The following is a 17,376-nucleotide window of genomic DNA, read 5'->3' on the forward strand; positions in this document are numbered from 1 at the left end:
ATATGACAGATGCCCAAAGGTATTCCTCTCGGCTATCGCTCTAGCAGCTACCGTGCTGTTCTGGCTGTAAATCAATGAGTCTGGAGCCTAGCGTCAAGCAATGAATGACGTGCCTATACCACGACGAATTTCTTTTCCTGCGGATCATAGCTCTGCAACCCGCCTTCTCCGATATCGGTCCAGAGCCCATGCAGGCTGAGTGAGCCTTCTTCGACGGCGGAAGATACAAAAGGGAAGGTCATCAGGTTTTCCAGCGAGGCGACCACGGCCTGACGCTCGAATTGCCGGGCTTGTTCGGTGCTGTCTTCGACATCGGCAACCAGCTCGTATTTAGGCTTGAGGATATCCATCCAACGTCCGACGAAGCTGTCTTTCGCCTCAAGCTGCGGAGCCTGCCCCTTGCACATGTCGATACAGCCCTGCACGCCGCCACATTGAGAATGACCCAGAACTATCAGATGCGCGACCTTCAGCGCCGTTACCGCATATTCAATGGCCGCGCTGGTGCCGTGGTGATCCCCGTCCGGTGCGTAAGGTGGCACCAAGTTGGCGATGTTACGGTGAATGAAAAACTCACCCTGATCGGCACCGAAGATCGAGGTCACGTGCACCCGGCTGTCGCAGCACGAAATGACCATTGCGCGCGGGCGCTGTCCCTCCGTCGCCAATCGCCGATACCAGACCTGATTCTCGGAATAGGTGGTCGCCTTCCAGCCGTGATACCGTTTCACCAGATAGGTCGGCAAAGGTTTGGCAAATTTCATTCTGATGCCCCTGTTGTTTTGACTGGATCGCTCTGTACCCTGAATTCTCACAAAATTCGAGACATTATCCCGCTGCTCCGCAAGGAATTGCAAAGGTATTTCAAAGCACAATTGTAGCGTGCCGTGGGGGCATATCAACTGGGGTGAATGTGGTGGACAAGATTATCACGCTTGAACAGAAAGAATCCGTGCGTCTGGACCCGGACCGCCTGAACAGCCTGTATCATCAACTTGGTGACAACAATGCGATGGATGTGCTGTGCAGAACAGTTGAAGAACTCGCTCTGCGCCTGTCGAATTGCGAAAGATTCTGGCGGAAACGCGATTGGACTGGGCTGCGCAAATGCGCCAAATCATTGGTGGCCATATCCGAACAGATCGGCATGACAGCGTTGGCCCGTGTCGCGGGTGACGTCGTGCATTCGGTTGATGCCGGCGATGCTGTAGCTACCGGCGCCACGCTATACCGTCTGATCCGGGTTGGCGAGCGTTCGCTGACCGCCATCTGGGATCAGCAGGATCTATCGGTCTGAGAGGGGTTGCGGGGACGCCGCAGACAGATAGTCTGTGCGGAACTTCAACCAGCCGAGGCCCGTATGACCCTGTCCTTTGCCCCCGCTACTGACCCGTCTCTGCCGCTATATGTTCTGCAGCAATCCGAATTGGCGGGCTGGCTGGAAAATCAGCCGGAACACGTGCACTCATGGGTTTCGGCGGATGGTTTTTCTGCCACACTTGGTCAAACAGTTTTGGTGCCGGGCCCAGATGGTAAGCCTGAATTTGCCCTTGCGGGATATGGCAGCGCGTCAAAACGAGCGCGCAAACGGTTTCCCTTGGCCGCAGCGGCGGAATCGTTACCAAAAGGGACCTATCGCGTAGCCTCGGGCATCCCGGCGAACGTGCTTGAAGCTGAATGCTTTGGCTGGCTGATGACCGGGTACGCGTTTGATCGCTACGCCGCGCAAAGCGCTGCAAATGCCGCGCTGGTTGCACCCGAAGGTGTGGATGCCAAACGGATCGAGATCATGGCAAATGCCGAGGCCTTAATACGGAATTTGGTCAACACTCCCGCTGCGGATATGGGCCCCACGCAATTGCAACAAGCCATTGAGGACCTAGCGCAGGAGTTCGGTGCAGATGTATCAGTCATCAGTGGCGAGGCGCTGTTGGACCAGAACCTTCCAATGATCCACGCGGTCGGACGCGCAGCGGAACAGGCGCCTCGGCTACTGGAGATGAATTGGGGTGACAGCGGCCCGAAACTGACCTTGGTTGGCAAAGGGGTTTGTTTCGATACCGGAGGGCTGAATCTGAAACCAGGCGCCTCGATGGGGTTGATGAAGAAAGATATGGGTGGAGCAGCCAATGTGCTGGGTTTGGCCCGTATGATCATGGCGCTCGGGTTGGAATTACAACTGAGGGTGTTGATCCCAGCCGTCGAGAACTCGGTTGCGGGCAACGCATTCCGTCCCGGTGATATTTTAACCGCGCGAAATGGAATGTCCGTAGAAATCAACAACACCGATGCCGAAGGACGGTTGGTTCTAGCCGATGCGCTGGCGCTGGCACATGAGGACGCACCCAATCTGCTGATATCGATTGCCACGTTAACCGGTGCAGCAAGGGTAGCGTTGGGGCCCGATTTGGCACCGTATTATACCGATGACAACAAGGCAGCCGAAACGCTGGCACGGGCAGCAGAAACTGTCGCAGATCCGGTCTGGCGCATGCCATTCCATGAGCCATACGAAGCGATGATTGAGCCCGGCATCGCCGACCTCGACAACGCGCCGTCCGGTGGGTTTGCGGGGTCAATCACCGCAGCGCTATTCCTGCGCCGGTTTGCTAACCGCAGCCGCTACATGCATTTTGACATCTATTCCTGGCAACGTAGCAAGGAACCCGGCCGCAGCAAGGGCGGGTTGGGTCAAGGGCCACGTGCCCTTCTGGCGGCCCTTCCGGAGCTTCTTGGCCTATGACCCAAGCGCGTATTATCCGTCCCGTCGTCGATTTGCTACGTCAACCTGATGGCTCGCGCGACCGGCAATTGCTATTCGGTGACTCTGTGACCATCGAAGAAGAGCTTGATGGCTGGAGCAAGATCAAAGCTAGCAAGGATGGTTATGAGGGATGGCTGCCCACCGATCGGTTGGGCCCAATTGAGCCCCAGACTCACTGGATCGTTGCGGGCTCGACCCACGCATACGAGAAGCCTGACATTAAAAGCCGCGACCTAACCTCATTAAGTTTCGGCAGCAGAATTCGCGTTTTGTCGGAGGAAGACAGATTTGTGGAGACCGCACTGGGCTTTATTCCAGCGGTCCACGCTGTCCCTGCCTACTCTCAGCTCGCCGATCCTGTTGCCGCTGCCGAACTGTTTCTTGGCACGCCATATCTATGGGGAGGCAATAGCCGGTTCGGACTGGATTGCTCGGGTTTGGTACAGGCTGCCCTGCTGGCCTGCGGCATCCCTTGTCCCGGAGACAGCGGCGATCAGGAACGTGAAGTCGGAGAACTTGTGCCTGCAGGGGAATCTGCGCGACGCGGTGATCTGCTATTCTGGAAGGGCCATGTGGCCTGGGTGGCGGCCGGGAATTTGCTGCTCCACGCCAATGCCTATCACATGGCTGTCGCGCTTGAGCCTATGGATCAGGCGATTGCCCGAATTGCAGCGCAAGGCGATGGGCCAGTTACGGCGCATAAAAGGCTCTAATCAGAGTCAACCGCCCGGATCAATTTGCGTTCCAGAACTCTCAAAACAGAGCGCAGATCGTGCCCACGTTTCAGAATGCGCCCATCCATACCCACCACCGAATACATACCTTGCCGCATTCGCAGGCGGGGGTGTTTTTCCACCCGGTAAATCGGATGTTCGGCAGTTCGCCTGAAAATTGAAAACACGGCTGTCTCGCGTAAATTGGAAATTCCGTAGTCACGCCATTCACCGGCGGCGACCATTCGGCCATAGACAGACAGGATTTGAGACATCTCACGCCGGTCAAACGCGACCGGCAACTGGGCAGAGCCGGACCCGAACCGGCTGGGAGGCTGCATGTTCATAAAACAAGCCTTGCCGGAAATCGTCATTGAATCAAGCCCAGTGCAATCGCGACACGAATTTTTAGAACCGACCGTGTGCTACCTGCGTCCAACCTGACGGCAAATCAGGATCACCGGCAACAGCCCCACTGCGAGGATAACCAGTGACGGCACCGCTGCACCTTCCAACCGCTCGTCCGACGCCAGCCGGTAAGCCTGTACCGCCAATGTGTCAAAGTTAAAGGGCCGCATGATAAGAGTTGCGGGCAATTCTTTCATGACATCGACAAAGACGATCAGCAACGCCGTTAATAGCGAAGGGGTCAGGATCGGCAAATGCACCCGGCGCAATGTGCCCAGCGGTGTCTGCCCCAGCGATCGCGCGGCAGCGTCCATATTCGAGTGCACTGTACTTTGGCCACCTTCATATGCGCTGAGCGCAGCGGCAAGGAAGCGCACCATATAGGCCGCGACCAGCAACCAGATCGAACCTGTAACCAGCAATCCCGTTGAAACATCAAAGGTTTTACGCATCCAGGCATCCAGCGCATTGTCTAGCCCGGCAAAGGGTACGATCAGCCCGACAGCGATCACTCCACCGGGCACCGCATAACCCAGCCGCGCCAGATAAGCCGCTGTGGCAGAACCACGCCCGGGTCTGAGGCGCTGATAGAACCCGACCGAGATGGCGGCGCAAACAGTGATTACGGCTGCAGTTCCGGCCAGCGTTAGCGAATTTTGAATGAACCCAACATATCTGCGTGACAGAAGGTTTTGTTCGGATTCAAGACCCATCTGCACGAGGATCACAACAGGCAGAAGAAATCCGAACAGAACCGGAATTGCGCAGAGCAAAAAAGCGGCAAACGCCCTTGTGCCCTTCAGATTCGCGGCAGGTTGGGCAGCATGTTGTTTGCCGGTTTGGTAGTATTTGGCCTTACCACGCTGTGTCCGTTCGGCCATAGCCATCACAAGTGCAAATCCCAAAAGGCACAAAGCAAGCTGAGCTGCAGCGGCACGGTCGGCCATGGAAAACCAGCTTGTGTAGATCCCGGTGGCAAATGTCTGGACACCGAAATAGGCGACGGTTCCAAAATCGGCGATGGTCTCCATCACAGCCAACAGCACTCCCCCCGCAATGGCGGGGCGTGCCATAGGTAGAGAAACTCGCCAGAAGGCGGGCCAGGGTCCGTTCCCCAAGGCGCGGGCGGCCAAAAAGGCGGTGGCACTTTGCTGCAAAAACGCAGCCCGTGCCAGCAGATAGACATAAGGATAGAGCACAAGGATCAACATCACCGCCGCGCCCTCGGTCGAACGAATTTCGGGGAACCAATAGTCGCGCGGACCCCAGCCCGTCACATCGCGCAGCGTGGACTGCACGATACCGGGGTGGTCAAGGATGAAGGTATAGGCATAGGCCAGAACGTAGGCCGGAAAGGCCAACGGCAGCACCAATGCAATTTCGAGAAATCTCACCCCAGGGAAACGGGTCATGGTCACCAGCCAGGCCGCCCCAACCCCGATTGAAAATGTTCCCGCTGCAACCAGCGCGACAAGGATGATCGTTGTCAGAGCGTAACTGGGTAGTACAGTCTCTAACAAGTGTGAAACGGTGTCCGTTCCGCCGGTCACTGCTGCCAGAACCACGGCCACCATCGGCAACAGACAAGCTGCTGCTACAATACAGGCGATAGCTCCCACGAAACGCGTGCCCAAGGCGCCGCGATTGCGTGTTCCGTGTTCTGAATATTCGATTTCGGCCATGATGCCTGACTGAGAATCCCGAAGGTTCCGCCTTTAATCGACCAAATTGCTAAGAAACACCAGTGTGACGGGAAACAAATCTGCGGCACATACTGCCGCAGACCCTTATTCGTAGACGCGCTGATCCTCGATCACCAACCCATCCTTGGGCAATGAGCCGGGGGCCACGACCTCAATCGCGCCTTTGAGTTTCAGCACCTCGGCAACCGATTTGGCATAGGCACCGTCATTCTCGCAGGGGCTTTCAATCTGTACTGTCATCGTATCCATCTCGCCCTGACGGGCCGCGATAACGCGGGCTTTGACGATCTCGTCATGCTTATCCACCAGTGCGGCCACCTGTTCGGGACGCACAAACATACCCTTGATTTTGGTGGTCTGATCAGCGCGCCCCATCCAGCCTTTGATGCGCATATTGGTGCGCCCACACGGAGAGGCTCCGGGCATGATAGCCGACAGATCGCCTGTGGCGAACCGGATCAGAGGATAGTCGGGGTTGAGAGTTGTTACGACGACTTCACCAACCTCACCGAGGGCAACGGGTGTGCCAGTGCCCGGCGTGACAATCTCGACGATGACGTGTTCGTCGATGATCATTCCTTCCATGGCCGGGCTTTCATAGGCGATATTGCCCAGATCCGCTGTAGCATAACATTGCAGGCAAGCTATGCCCCGATCCGCGTACTCTTGACGCAAGGAAGGAAATAACGCACCCCCGCCTACGACCGCCTTCGAAAACTGCAGAGCAACACCCATCGCGTCAGCCTTTTCGAGGATGATCTTGAGATAATCCGGGGTTCCGGCATAGGCCGTGCAACCCACATCGCGCGCAGCGGTCACCTGCAGTTCAGTCTGCCCAGTACCGGCTGGCAGAACCGACGCGCCCACAGCCTGGGCACCGCTTTCGAAAATCATACCTGCAGGGGTCAGGTGGTATCCGAAACAATTCTGCACGATATCGCCCGGGCCCACGCCTGCTGCATTCAGAAAGCGGCCCATGCGCCACCAGTCGTGATCGGTGCTGCCCGGTTCATAAATTGGGCCCGGTGACTGGAACACATGCTGGAAGTTCCGCGCAGGTTTCACTGTAAACCCACCAAATGGTGGCCGCCCAGCCTGTGCCTTGGTCAGGTCAGATTTCCGCAGCACCGGCAATTGCGCCAGCGCCTGCATATCAGTCACTGCGTCTGACTGCACATCAGAAAGGATATCCTTGTATCCGGGTGCTGCCTGCGCGCGGTTGATCTGTTCAGGCAAGGCGCGCGCATGATCCGCTGCGCGTTCATCTGCTGATCGGGTTTCAAGCTTATCGAAATAGGTCATCGAAATATCCTCTGCCCGCTTACAGCCATCTCTTGCGACGGCGGTATGAGCGCACGTCGCGAAAGCTCTTTCGGCCCTCGTCTGACATGCCGAGATAAAACTCCTTAACGTCAGGATTCTCGCGCAATTCGGCAGCAGGTCCGTCCATCACAACGCGACCCGATTCCAGAATATAGCCGTAATGAGCGAACCTTAGAGCCACATTTGTGTTCTGTTCGGCCAACAGAAAGGACACGCCTTCCTTCTCGTTCAGGTCTTTTACAATGCCGAAAATCTCTTCGACCAACTGCGGGGCCAAACCCATCGAGGGTTCATCCAACAGGATCGTCTCGGGGCGTGACATCAGCGCCCGACCCATCGCCACCATTTGCTGTTCGCCGCCCGAAGTATATCCGGCCTGCGACCGGCGGCGTTCCTTCAATCGTGGGAAGTAGTTGTAAACCAGTTCCAGATCCTGCTGGATGGCAGCCGAGCCGTCTTTGCGTGTATAGGCGCCGGTCAGAAGGTTTTCTTCGACAGTCAGATGTTCAAAACAATGGCGGCCTTCCATTACCTGGATCACGCCCTTTTCAACCAGAACAGCCGGATCACTTTCATGCACGCTGGTCCCGCGATATTTGATCGAGCCTTTGGTAACCTCGCCCCGTTCGGAATGCAGAAGGTTCGACACCGCCTTAAGTGTCGTGGTCTTACCCGCGCCGTTTCCGCCCAATAGGGCAGTAATACCGCCTTTCGGCACAGTCAGGCTAACGCCTTTCAGCACGAGGATCACATGATTATAGATCACCTCGATATTGTTGACCTCAAGCAATGTTTCGGCTTGTACATCAGTGGTTTGTGCAGCATCCAGCATCAGCGCATATCCTCATGCCTGCCCCGTGGGACCGTTTAATCGGGGCGGCAGCTTACCGCCGCCCCCTAAGTTTATGGTCGAAGCAGGCCTTAGTTGCAGCGTGTTTCGACGTTGTTTTCGGCTGCATATGCGCTCGAGTCTTCTTCAACCAGCGCACCGATCACCTCACCATCGGTTGGCTTGAAGTCCGAGATCAGGTTCCATGTTTGTGTACCTGCATCCCACTGAGAGACGCCAATCAAGCCTGGGCCGCCATGGTTATCGCACGATACCTGGAAGGTCGGACCAAAGTTCGGCATACCCAGAGAGGCCATGCGCTCTTCGGTGATGTTCAGCTGCTCCATCGCGTCCCGAACCATACCCGGTGTGACATCGCCGGTTCCATTTGCTTCCTGCGCGTCCTTGATCGCTTCGGCGGCGAGCATCGCCGAGTAGAGGCCACGGTTGTACAGAACGGTACCAACCTGATCGCCTGCGCCTGCGGCCTTTCCGGCATCCACGACATGCGTCTTGATGTCGTCAAATACAGGAAAGTCATCACCAACGGCATGGAAGGTTACGGCCTTGTAACCGTTCGCCTTGTCGCCAGCAGGCAGTACGTCATGCTGCGCGCCCGACCACCAAACGCCGATGAAGTTTTCCATCGGGAAGCGAATATTGGCAGCCTCCTGAATGGCGACCTGGTTCATTACGCCCCAGCCCCACATCAGGACAAAGTCTGGCTTTTCACGACGGATCTGCAGCCACTGGGATTTTTGCTCTTGCCCTGGATGGTCGACCGGCAACAACGACAGCTCAAAGCCGTGCTTTTTCGACAGCTCTTCCAACGTTCTGATCGGTTCCTTGCCATAGGCTGAGTTGTGATAGACCAGAGCAATTTTCTTGCCGTTCAGATCGCCTCCATTTTCGTCTAGCAGATAGTTGATCGCGCCCGAGGCACCGTCCCAGTAATTCGCGGGATAGTTGAAGACGTGGCTGAACACCTTGCCGTTGCGGGCCGAAGTCCGGCCATAACCCATTGTATGCAGCGGGATGTCATCCGCCGTTACTTTGGGGATCAACTGATATGTAATACCGGTCGACAAAGGCTGATAAATCAGCGCGCCTTCGCCCTTGGTTGATTCATAGCACTCCACACCTTTTTCGGTGTTATAGCCGGTCTCACATTCGATCACGTTGACAGGAACACCGCCAATACCCCCGTCTCGTTCGTTGAGCAGAGTGAAATAGTCAGCATAGCCATCAGCAAACGGAATACCGCCTGCAGCGTATGGGCCCGTACGATAGCTGAGCGATGGGATCACAAGATCTGCGAGCGCAGGTCCTGCCGCCATCAGCGCGCCCAGCGCCAGGGTAGCCATTTTCTTTTTCATCGGGTGTCTCCTCCCTTAGTTGATCCGATGTTGGGTTTCGGGCTTCAGCCGCCCGTCTTTTCATTGGGCCTGCCCACTAGTGCGGGAACGGCCAGAGTCTGAGTTTCTCTTTCGCGACGCGCCAAAGCTGCGCCAGCCCGTGGGGTTCAAGAACAAGGAATATGATGATGAGAGCGCCCACAATCACGAGGTTCAGGTGCGCAACGATATCGGTGGGCCAACCCAGCAGATCGACACCCAGCAGCTTTAGGACAACTGGCAGCAAAACCAGAAATGCCGCCCCCGCGAAGGACCCAAATATAGACCCTAATCCGCCGATAATTACCATGAACAGCACCAGGAATGATTTCTGAATACCGAACACTTCACCCACTTCGACAGCGCCCAGATAGACAGCAAAGAACAGTGCGCCTGCAATGCCTACGAAAAACGAGCTGACGGCAAAGGCGGTAAGCTTTGCCTTGAGCGGGTTCACCCCGATGATCTCGGCTGCGATATCCATGTCGCGGATCGCCATCCATGTCCGACCCGTAGTACCGCGCGTCAGGTTACGCGCGATGATCGCACTGAAGGTCAAAAAGATCAGGCAAAACAGATAGGTCGCCCAGGCAGGCGCGTTCGGACCGGTGATGATGATGCCAAACACATCCCGTTCCGGCGAATTGATTTGGCCGGAGGCCGAGTAGTTGTAGAACCATGGCACCCGATTGAAAAGCCATACAAGGAAGAACTGTGCGGCCAGCGTGGCCACCGCAAGGTAGAACCCTTTGATCCGCAAAGAGGGCAGACCAAACAGCACGCCCACCAGCGCAGTGACGCCGCCAGCCAACAGAACATGGATGAACATGCTGACATCCGGAAACGCCGTCATCAGCTTGTAGCAAGCATAGGCCCCCACAGCCATGAAACCACCTGTTCCCAGCGAAACCTGCCCGCAATACCCCACCAAGATGTTCAGCCCGATTGCAGCGATCGCGTAGATTAGGAAGGGCAGCAGCAGTGCGTTGGCCCAATAGTCGTTGATGATGAATGGAATGATCCCGAACGCCACTGCCAACACGACGTAGTACCGATACCGGTCAAACTTGATCGGGAAAGTCTGGCTGTCCGCTATGTAGGAGGTTTTGAAGTCTCCGGCCTCACGATAGAACATGTCTTACTTTCCCCATTCTTCCTGCGCCCGATTGCGGGCTGCAGCGTCCAGTTGATTGGAGCCCTTGGCATATCCGGTCGCCTCAGAGGCACGCACCAGTTTCATGTAGGCGAGAACGCCCATAACAAGCCCGGCAAAAGCCAGAAGCACAGCGATCACAAGCTGGCCTTCGCTTAGATCACTGGACGTCAGAGCGATGTAACCAAAAGCCCAGAACCCCGCCCATGCGATCACGTTGATGATGGCGATCAGCTTGGTCATACCCTACACTCTCTCAATGATCTTCTCGCCGAACAGGCCTTGCGGCCGGAACACCAGAAAGATCAGCGCCAGTACATAGGCAAACCAGTTCTCGGTCGCACCACCGACCAACGGGCCGATGGCAAACTCGAACAGTTTTTCGCCAACACCGATGATCAACCCGCCGACGATTGCTCCGGGAATCGAGGTGAACCCTCCCAGCATCAGCACCGGCAGCGCCTTGAGTGCGATGAGTGACAGTGAGAACTGAACGCCCGATTTGGTGCCCCACATGATCCCTGCAACCAGCGCCACGAACCCGGCCACCGACCAGACCATGACCCAGATGAAATTCAGCGAGATCCCGACCGACAGCGCCGCCTGATGATCATCCGCCACCGCACGCATCGCTCGGCCCTGTTTGGTGTACTGGCTGAACGCGACCAAGGCCGCCACCAGCAGCGCCGCGATGATCGTCGCCACGATGTCCAGATTGTCGATGAAGAAGCCATAGTCGAAGATGTTGAAGGTCGTCTCGTCAATCCATAGGTTGATGCCCTGTGGCAGACCCACATCCAGCGTCTTGATCTCGGACCCCCACATCAGGTCCGCCACGCCTTCAAGGAAATAGGCCAGGCCGATGGTCGCCATAAACAGGATGATCGGTTCCTGTCCAACCAGATGGCGCATCACGAACCGCTGCACGGCCCAGGCTAGCAGTACCATCACCGCCATGGTCAGAATGATCGCCAGCAGCGCGGGGACGTTCCAACCAAAGTAATGAACATGCGCGCCAAAGATGGCGTTGATCAGATGCGCAAATGGTACCTGCCCATTCATGATCCCGACTAGCGTCATCGCCGCGAACAGGGCCATAACTCCTTGGGCGTAATTGAAAATCCCCGACGCCTTGTAGATCAGCACAAATCCCAACGCGACCAGCGCATACAGCACCCCGGCCATCAGACCGTTAAGGATGACCTCCATCGCAAATACGAGTTGTTCAGGCATGCCAGCCCCTCCCCAATTCTGCCCAAGCATCAGTCATGACTGACCCCCAAATAGGCGTCGATGACTTCCTGATTGTTGCGCACCTCATCCGGCGTGCCGTCACCGATCTTCTTGCCGTAATCCATCACGACCACCCGGTCGCTCAGGTCCATCACCACGCCCATGTCATGCTCGATCAGGGCGATGGTGGTGCCGAACTCGTCATTCACGTCGAGAATAAAGCGGCTCATGTCCTCTTTCTCTTCGACATTCATCCCGGCCATCGGTTCATCCAGCAGCAGCAGCTTAGGCTCCGCCGCCAGCGCTCGCGCTAATTCGACGCGCTTCTTCAAGCCGTAGGGCAAGCGAGACACAGGCGTTTTGCGGATGTGCTGAATTTCTAGGAAATCGATGATCTTCTCGACCGCCTCCCGGTTCTCGGTCTCTTCCGCCTCGGCCTTACCCTTCCACAAGGCCTGCTGCAGGATGTTCGTCTTCATAAAGCCAAGGCGTCCGGTCATCACGTTGTCGAGAACGCTCATACCTTCGAATAGGGCAATGTTTTGAAACGTCCGCGCAATGCCTTGCTGCGCCACCTCGAAGGGCCGCATCGGCGGGCGCTTGGACCCGTGGAACCAGACCTCGCCCTCTTGCGGGACATAGAAGCCCGAGATCACATTCAGCATCGAGGACTTACCCGCCCCGTTCGGTCCAATGATCGCGCGAATTTCGCCTTCGCGAATGTCGAACGAGATATCTTTGATCGCCACTACACCGCCAAAGCGCAGGGTGATGTTCTTCATCTCCATCACAACGCCGCCGATCTTGCGACCGTCTTCGGTGATATATCCTTCGGAATTATCCAGCATCAGAACCTCCCTGACACAAAAACGGGACGGGGGGCCGGGCGATGACCGCAGGTCGAGCGGTGCACGTCAGCCCCCTCATTCCGCCGCCACCTTGTGTTGCGCGACCGGCACAACCGGCGCATCGACAATCTCCAACGTCGCAGAAATCGAACCCTTGCGACCATCTTCATAGGTCACCTCGGTGGTGGTCGACACTTGGCCAGACCCGTCATAAAGCGCAGCGATGATGTCGTGGAATTTCTCCTCGACAAAGCCACGGCGCACCTTCCGAGTCCGGGTCATTTCTCCATCGTCGGCATCCAGTTCCTTGTGCAGAACCACAAAGCGATGCACCTGACAGCCCGACAGCATTTCATCAGCCGCAACTGACTTATTCACCGCTTCCACATGGCCGCGAATCGTCTCTAACACTCGGGGATGACCCGCTAGCTCCTGATAGGACGCATATGCCACGTTGTTGCGTTCGGCCCAGTTTCCAACCGCGGTCAGATCGATATTGATGAAGGCGACACAACGATCCTTACCATTGCCAAACAGCACAACTTCGAGAATATCAGGGTAGAACTTCAGCTTGTTCTCAACATATTTCGGCGCGAACATCGATCCGTCGGCCATTTTGCCAACATCCTTGGCGCGATCGATGATCCGCAAATGGCCCGAGCTTTCTTCGATGAACCCGGCATCACCGGTCGCAACCCAGCCCTCGGCATCTTTGGTTGAAGCCGTGGAGTCCGGATTGTTGTAGTACTCAACAAACACACCGGGCGAGCGATAGTGGATCTCGCCGCTGTCATCGATTTTCAGCTCGACATCCGGCGCGGGCACACCAACCGTATCGGCGCGCACTTCGCCGTCCGGTTGCACGGTGATAAATACGGTCGCTTCGGTCTGGCCATAGAGCTGCTTCAAGTTGATGCCCAAAGAGCGATAGAAATCAAAGATTTCAGGCCCAATTGCCTCACCCGCTGTATAGCCCACCCGAAAGCGGCCATAACCCAACGTATCCTTGAGCGGGCCATAAACCAGCAGGTTGCCCAGCGCGTATTTCAATTTGTCGCCAAAGCCCACAGGCTTGCCGTCCAACAGCAACCCGCCAACCTTTTTGGCATGGGCCATGAAATGATGGAACATGCGCTGCTTCAGCTTGCCTGCATCCTCCATCCGGATCATCACATTGGTCAGCTGAGTTTCGAATACGCGCGGCGGTGCAAAGAAATAGGTCGGCCCGATCTCGCGAAGGTCGGTCATCATCGTGTCGGCGCTTTCGGGGCAGTTCACACAGAAGCCGCACCAATAGGCCTGACCGATGGAGAAGATGAAATCGCCCACCCAGGCCATCGGCAGATAAGACAGGATGTCCTCGTTCCGGGTCAGATGATCGAAGTCCGCCGAGTTCTTGGCGCTTTCGATCACATTCCGGTTCGACAGCACCACTCCCTTGGGCTTGCCCGTCGTTCCGCTGGTGTAGAGCATCACGCAGGTGTCGTCATAGGTGATCTCGGCGATGCGCTTGTCGAGTTCCGCATCAAACCGCGCGTGGCCGGCACTGCCCTCGGCCATGATGTCTTCAAGCGCGTTCATCTGGCTGTGGTCGTATTTCCGCATCCCGCGTTTATCGGTATACAGAATGTGCTTGATCTGATGCACTTTTTCCTGAATTTCAATGACCTTATCAACCTGCTCCTGATCACCGCAGACGACATATTTTGCGCCGCAATGCTCCATCACATAGGTCATCTCTTCGGCAACAGCGTCTTGGTAAAGCGGCACTGGGATCGCGCCCACCATCTGTGCCGCGACCATCGACCAATAATGCGCCGGGCGATTACGGCCTATGACAGCAATATGATCGCCTTTTTCAACGCCAATCTCCAGAAAACCCAATGCAATGGCGCGGATTTCTTTGGCGGTTTCGGCCCAGGACCAGCATTGCCAGATCCCGAATTCCTTTTCGCGGTAAGCCGGGGCATCCCCGAACTGGGTCACATTGCGGTGTAACAGCGCCGGAAGGGACTGCATCCCACCAGCGCCCGACTGCGTCTGAGCCAATCTTTCTCTCCTCCCCATCCGACCCCTCCTCGGGCCGGAAACGACAAGCCGGGAACACGCCCCGGGCGCCGATGCCCCGATAAGGGACGCGGAAAAGATCAGCGTCAAGTTTTGCCTGATGTTTTCTCAATTCTTACGAATTGTAACAGGGCACCGTGTCGGCAGGTCGAGATCCGGGACCCGACCACATCTGCTAAGGCCAAGCCCTTTGGTGTATCGAATTTAGATAAAGCACTCCGAACAGTTGAAGAAGGGGAGGGCTGCGCCACATTTCCGCCGGTATTAAGTGAGATTACATCTATGCAGTTATGCAGTGAATTTGGTACAGGCACCGCGGAATGGACTTTTCAGAACTGGCTCAGATAGCCATATCCAAAATTTCGGGCTTTGCGGATAACGCAAACCTGCGGCATTTTTGGGTGTATGTCCTGTGTGGTATGAGCATCGCAATCGTCGCCCATCGATTGGGAGGAGATGACCGCAGATTTCATTCGGTTTTCTTCAAGAAAGAAGTCTGGGGATCCCGCTCGGCCTTCATTGATTATGTAATCCTTCTTCTCAATCCGATCATCTTTGTGTTTGCCCTCGATTGGATCGTCAACACACTCTGGAAACTGACCCCTGTCGTCGCAGATGGTATCCGGTCTTTGGGTGCAGACCTTCAAAGCGAGGGTGGCTCGGTCTGGGTCGCCATCGCGCTGACCGTCACGCTATATGTCGTGAATGATTTTATGCGCTGGTGGATGCACTATCTGCAGCACAAAGTTCCGTTTCTATGGGAATTCCACAAGATACATCACTCGGCAGAGCATCTGAACTTTGCAACCGCCGAGCGGCACCATCCATTCGACGCGGTATTTTACGGTTTCGGTGCAGTAGGTGCGGCGGCCATCGTGAATGGTGTCTTTATAGGTCTGTTTGGTGATCATCTGACCGCCTATCAGATCGGTGGCGCAAATGTCATATTCTTCGGGTCCAACCTCATCGGTGGCGTTTTGCGCCACAGTCCCATCTGGGTCAGCTATGGCCCGCGTATTGAGAAATGGCTGATATCACCCGCCATGCACCAGATCCATCATTCGAGCGACCCCAAACATTGGGACAAAAACATGGGCGGTGGATTGGCGGTTTGGGACCGGATGGGCGGTACGCTCTATGTTCCCAAAGGCCGGGAAGATTTACAGTTTGGCATCGGGCCGGAAACCGAAGACTATCAGACACTCTACGGCGTGTATGTTGAGCCACTGATGAAAGCGGCTCGGATATTTCAACGCAGTTGAACAAACTTGAGAGGTGAGCCCCAGTAGCCCTCTGGAACAATGGCTCTCACCCTTTGCCTACAGCCAATCCCGCAAAATCGGGATCAACGGAACATCCGCCGCAGGCATCGAGTAATTTCTCAGATCATTCGCGCGTACCCACTTTAGCGCCTGCCCTTCCTTCGATTGCGGGATGCCTTCCCATTTGCGGCAGGCAAACAGCGGCATTAGCAGGTGGAAATCGTCATAGCTGTGGCTGGCGAAAGTCAGGGGCGCGAGGCACGACGCCCAGGTGTCGATGCCCAGCTCCTCGTGCAATTCGCGGATCAGCGCAGCCTCAGGGGTTTCGCCGGGTTCGATTTTGCCCCCTGGGAATTCCCAAAGACCAGCCATAGATTTGCCTTCGGGGCGTTGGGCCAGCAGGACGCGGCCCTCGATGTCGATCAGAGCCACCGCAGACACTAAGATTGTTTTCATGAACGGTAATCCGCGTTGATCTCGATATAGCCGTGGGTCAGGTCGCAAGTCCAAAGGGTGGATTTACCTTCACCCAATCCCAGATCGACTGCGATCACGAGGTCTTGGCCTTTCATGTAAGCGGCGGCGTCTTCCTCGCGGTAATTGGGACTAACCCAGCCTTTTTCGGCGACAAGGATGTCGCCGAAAGAAATGCTCAGAAGGTCGCGGTCAGCAGCAGCGCCGGATTTACCGATGGCCATGACGATACGACCCCAGTTCGGGTCTTCGCCTGCGATGGCGGTTTTGACCAGAGGCGAGTTGGCAATGGCCAGCCCATGGATTTTGGCGTCAGCGTCCGTTGCAGCTCCGGTCACACGAATTTCTACGAATTTCGTTGCCCCCTCACCGTCGCGCACCACTTGCTGCGCGAGGTCCAGCATCACGGCTTCAAGTGCCTGCGCAAACGCGTCATTCCCCGTGACATCAACGCCCGAGGCTCCGGTCGCACACAGAAGCAGGCTGTCAGAGGTCGAGGTATCGCTGTCGACGGTTATGCAGTTGAAGGTCCGATCTGTCTGTGCGCCCAACATCGCTTGCAGGGCGGATTGTTCAACATGGGCATCGGTGAAGATATAGACCAGCATCGTCGCCATATCAGGCGCGATCATGCCGGAGCCCTTCGCAATCCCTGCGATAGAGACTGTTTTGCCATCGATCTCAACCTGCGCGGATGCCCCTTTTGGGAAGGTATCCGTGGTCATGATCGCCCGCGCCGCGTCTTCGATGGCGTGCCGATTTAGGCCGGATTTCAAGGCCTCAAGCTGGGCGACGATGCGGTCATGGGGTAGCGGCTCGCCGATGACTCCGGTGGAAGAGGTGAAGACCCGCTCCACCGCAACGCCGGTGGCTTTGGCGACGGCTTGCGTCACCTCGGCCACCGAGGTTTGTCCATAATGACCGGTAAAGGCGTTGGCATTGCCCGAATTCACCAGGATTGCCGCAGGCCCATCATACGGCCCTCCGATCTTGTCCTGACAGTCCAGAACTGGCGCCGCGCGCGTGGCTGAACGGGTGAAAACCCCAGCCACCGATGTGCCCGGATCCAGCACCGCCATCATTACGTCAGTGCGGCCCTGATAGCGTACGCCAGCCTCAACCGTGGCAAAACGTACGCCGTCGATGGCAGGCAATTCAGGAAAGGCCTCTGGGGCCAATGGTGATACCTTGGTGATCGTCGCCAC

General features: G+C 56.4%; 17 protein-coding genes. 4 read left to right on the top strand and 13 right to left on the bottom strand.

Annotated elements, in window-relative coordinates; genetic code table 11:
* Positions 1 to 113 precede the first annotated feature (113 nt).
* Positions 114 to 764 (bottom strand): carbonic anhydrase, encoded by a 651-nt coding sequence (locus tag ACR0MQ_RS18155; protein ID WP_010442915.1) that lies wholly within the window; start codon positions 762 to 764, stop codon positions 114 to 116.
* Between the two features lie 143 nt (positions 765 to 907).
* Between ACR0MQ_RS18155 and ACR0MQ_RS18160 the strand changes: the two genes are divergently transcribed.
* From ACR0MQ_RS18160 to ACR0MQ_RS18170, 3 genes are all read left to right on the top strand, one after another.
* Positions 908 to 1,297: a hypothetical protein gene (locus ACR0MQ_RS18160; RefSeq protein WP_480609973.1), complete on the top strand. Its 390-nt coding sequence runs from the start codon at positions 908 to 910 to the stop codon at positions 1,295 to 1,297.
* Positions 1,298 to 1,360: 63 nt separating this feature from the next.
* Entirely contained in the window at positions 1,361 to 2,743 is a 1,383-nt protein-coding gene (locus ACR0MQ_RS18165; RefSeq protein WP_480609975.1) for a leucyl aminopeptidase family protein, read from the top strand.
* Complete coding sequence (locus ACR0MQ_RS18170) at positions 2,740 to 3,477, top strand: C40 family peptidase (RefSeq protein ID WP_480609977.1); 738 nt, start codon at positions 2,740 to 2,742, stop codon at positions 3,475 to 3,477. Before ACR0MQ_RS18165 ends, ACR0MQ_RS18170 begins: the two co-directional genes overlap by 4 nt.
* Here ACR0MQ_RS18170 and ACR0MQ_RS18175 read toward each other — a convergent pair.
* From ACR0MQ_RS18175 to ACR0MQ_RS18220, 10 genes are all read right to left on the bottom strand, one after another.
* Positions 3,474 to 3,824, bottom strand: coding sequence for a DUF2794 domain-containing protein (locus ACR0MQ_RS18175; RefSeq protein WP_260023624.1), 351 nt, complete (start codon positions 3,822 to 3,824; stop codon positions 3,474 to 3,476). The two genes, ACR0MQ_RS18170 and ACR0MQ_RS18175, sit on opposite strands and share 4 nt — an antisense overlap.
* A 78-nt stretch (positions 3,825 to 3,902) precedes the next feature.
* The gene (locus ACR0MQ_RS18180) at positions 3,903 to 5,567 is read right to left on the bottom strand and encodes an ABC transporter permease (RefSeq protein ID WP_260023623.1); all 1,665 of its coding nucleotides are present in this window, start codon (positions 5,565 to 5,567) and stop codon (positions 3,903 to 3,905) included.
* A 105-nt stretch (positions 5,568 to 5,672) separates the two neighbouring features.
* Positions 5,673 to 6,890 (bottom strand): phenylacetate--CoA ligase family protein, encoded by a 1,218-nt coding sequence (locus ACR0MQ_RS18185; RefSeq protein WP_480609979.1) that lies wholly within the window; start codon positions 6,888 to 6,890, stop codon positions 5,673 to 5,675.
* A gap of 19 nt (positions 6,891 to 6,909) precedes the next feature.
* Entirely contained in the window at positions 6,910 to 7,743 is an 834-nt protein-coding gene (locus tag ACR0MQ_RS18190; RefSeq protein ID WP_029622175.1) for an ABC transporter ATP-binding protein, read from the bottom strand.
* Positions 7,744 to 7,832: 89 nt separating this feature from the next.
* The gene (locus tag ACR0MQ_RS18195; protein ID WP_010442923.1) at positions 7,833 to 9,116 is read right to left on the bottom strand and encodes an ABC transporter substrate-binding protein; all 1,284 of its coding nucleotides are present in this window, start codon (positions 9,114 to 9,116) and stop codon (positions 7,833 to 7,835) included.
* A gap of 76 nt (positions 9,117 to 9,192) precedes the next feature.
* A complete protein-coding gene (locus ACR0MQ_RS18200; RefSeq protein ID WP_480609981.1) occupies positions 9,193 to 10,269 on the bottom strand; it encodes a branched-chain amino acid ABC transporter permease in 1,077 nt (358 codons plus the stop codon).
* 3 nt (positions 10,270 to 10,272) lie between these two features.
* Entirely contained in the window at positions 10,273 to 10,530 is a 258-nt protein-coding gene (locus tag ACR0MQ_RS18205) for a hypothetical protein (RefSeq protein ID WP_170542606.1), read from the bottom strand.
* Between the two features lie 3 nt (positions 10,531 to 10,533).
* A complete protein-coding gene (locus tag ACR0MQ_RS18210) occupies positions 10,534 to 11,520 on the bottom strand; it encodes a branched-chain amino acid ABC transporter permease (RefSeq protein WP_480609984.1) in 987 nt (328 codons plus the stop codon).
* A gap of 29 nt (positions 11,521 to 11,549) precedes the next feature.
* Positions 11,550 to 12,368 carry an ABC transporter ATP-binding protein gene (locus ACR0MQ_RS18215; RefSeq protein ID WP_170471020.1) on the bottom strand — a complete coding sequence of 273 codons (819 nt, stop codon included), beginning with the start codon at positions 12,366 to 12,368 and terminating at the stop codon, positions 11,550 to 11,552.
* Between the two features lie 75 nt (positions 12,369 to 12,443).
* Entirely contained in the window at positions 12,444 to 14,387 is a 1,944-nt protein-coding gene (locus tag ACR0MQ_RS18220; protein WP_480610049.1) for an AMP-binding protein, read from the bottom strand.
* Between the two features lie 368 nt (positions 14,388 to 14,755).
* On the opposite strand from ACR0MQ_RS18220, the gene ACR0MQ_RS18225 reads away from it, so the two are divergent.
* Entirely contained in the window at positions 14,756 to 15,697 is a 942-nt protein-coding gene (locus ACR0MQ_RS18225) for a sterol desaturase family protein (protein ID WP_480456997.1), read from the top strand.
* 57 nt (positions 15,698 to 15,754) lie between these two features.
* Here ACR0MQ_RS18225 and mutT read toward each other — a convergent pair whose 3' ends face one another.
* Positions 15,755 to 16,153 (bottom strand): 8-oxo-dGTP diphosphatase MutT, encoded by a 399-nt coding sequence (gene mutT, locus ACR0MQ_RS18230; protein ID WP_170471024.1) that lies wholly within the window; start codon positions 16,151 to 16,153, stop codon positions 15,755 to 15,757.
* On the bottom strand, positions 16,150 to 17,376 hold the full coding sequence (gene argJ, locus ACR0MQ_RS18235) for a bifunctional glutamate N-acetyltransferase/amino-acid acetyltransferase ArgJ (RefSeq protein ID WP_480609987.1): 1,227 nt from the start codon (positions 17,374 to 17,376) through the stop codon (positions 16,150 to 16,152). The genes mutT and argJ overlap by 4 nt, the downstream gene beginning before the upstream one ends.

The organism is Ruegeria sp. AN6 (assembly GCF_056540425.1).

What these genes read in the sequence shown, in the direction of transcription:
- ACR0MQ_RS18155 (WP_010442915.1), bottom strand. Translation starts at nt 764, where the DNA reads ATGAAATTTGCCAAACCTTTGCCGACCTATCTGGTGAAACGGTATCAC.
- ACR0MQ_RS18165 (WP_480609975.1), top strand. Translation starts at nt 1,361, where the DNA reads ATGACCCTGTCCTTTGCCCCCGCTACTGACCCGTCTCTGCCGCTATAT.
- ACR0MQ_RS18170 (WP_480609977.1), top strand. Translation starts at nt 2,740, where the DNA reads ATGACCCAAGCGCGTATTATCCGTCCCGTCGTCGATTTGCTACGTCAA.
- ACR0MQ_RS18175 (WP_260023624.1), bottom strand. Translation starts at nt 3,824, where the DNA reads ATGAACATGCAGCCTCCCAGCCGGTTCGGGTCCGGCTCTGCCCAGTTG.
- ACR0MQ_RS18180 (WP_260023623.1), bottom strand. Translation starts at nt 5,567, where the DNA reads ATGGCCGAAATCGAATATTCAGAACACGGAACACGCAATCGCGGCGCC.
- ACR0MQ_RS18185 (WP_480609979.1), bottom strand. Translation starts at nt 6,890, where the DNA reads ATGACCTATTTCGATAAGCTTGAAACCCGATCAGCAGATGAACGCGCA.
- ACR0MQ_RS18190 (WP_029622175.1), bottom strand. Translation starts at nt 7,743, where the DNA reads ATGCTGGATGCTGCACAAACCACTGATGTACAAGCCGAAACATTGCTT.
- ACR0MQ_RS18195 (WP_010442923.1), bottom strand. Translation starts at nt 9,116, where the DNA reads ATGAAAAAGAAAATGGCTACCCTGGCGCTGGGCGCGCTGATGGCGGCA.
- ACR0MQ_RS18200 (WP_480609981.1), bottom strand. Translation starts at nt 10,269, where the DNA reads ATGTTCTATCGTGAGGCCGGAGACTTCAAAACCTCCTACATAGCGGAC.
- ACR0MQ_RS18205 (WP_170542606.1), bottom strand. Translation starts at nt 10,530, where the DNA reads ATGACCAAGCTGATCGCCATCATCAACGTGATCGCATGGGCGGGGTTC.
- ACR0MQ_RS18210 (WP_480609984.1), bottom strand. Translation starts at nt 11,520, where the DNA reads ATGCCTGAACAACTCGTATTTGCGATGGAGGTCATCCTTAACGGTCTG.
- ACR0MQ_RS18215 (WP_170471020.1), bottom strand. Translation starts at nt 12,368, where the DNA reads ATGCTGGATAATTCCGAAGGATATATCACCGAAGACGGTCGCAAGATC.
- ACR0MQ_RS18220 (WP_480610049.1), bottom strand. Translation starts at nt 14,387, where the DNA reads ATGCAGTCCCTTCCGGCGCTGTTACACCGCAATGTGACCCAGTTCGGG.
- ACR0MQ_RS18225 (WP_480456997.1), top strand. Translation starts at nt 14,756, where the DNA reads ATGGACTTTTCAGAACTGGCTCAGATAGCCATATCCAAAATTTCGGGC.
- mutT (WP_170471024.1), bottom strand. Translation starts at nt 16,153, where the DNA reads ATGAAAACAATCTTAGTGTCTGCGGTGGCTCTGATCGACATCGAGGGC.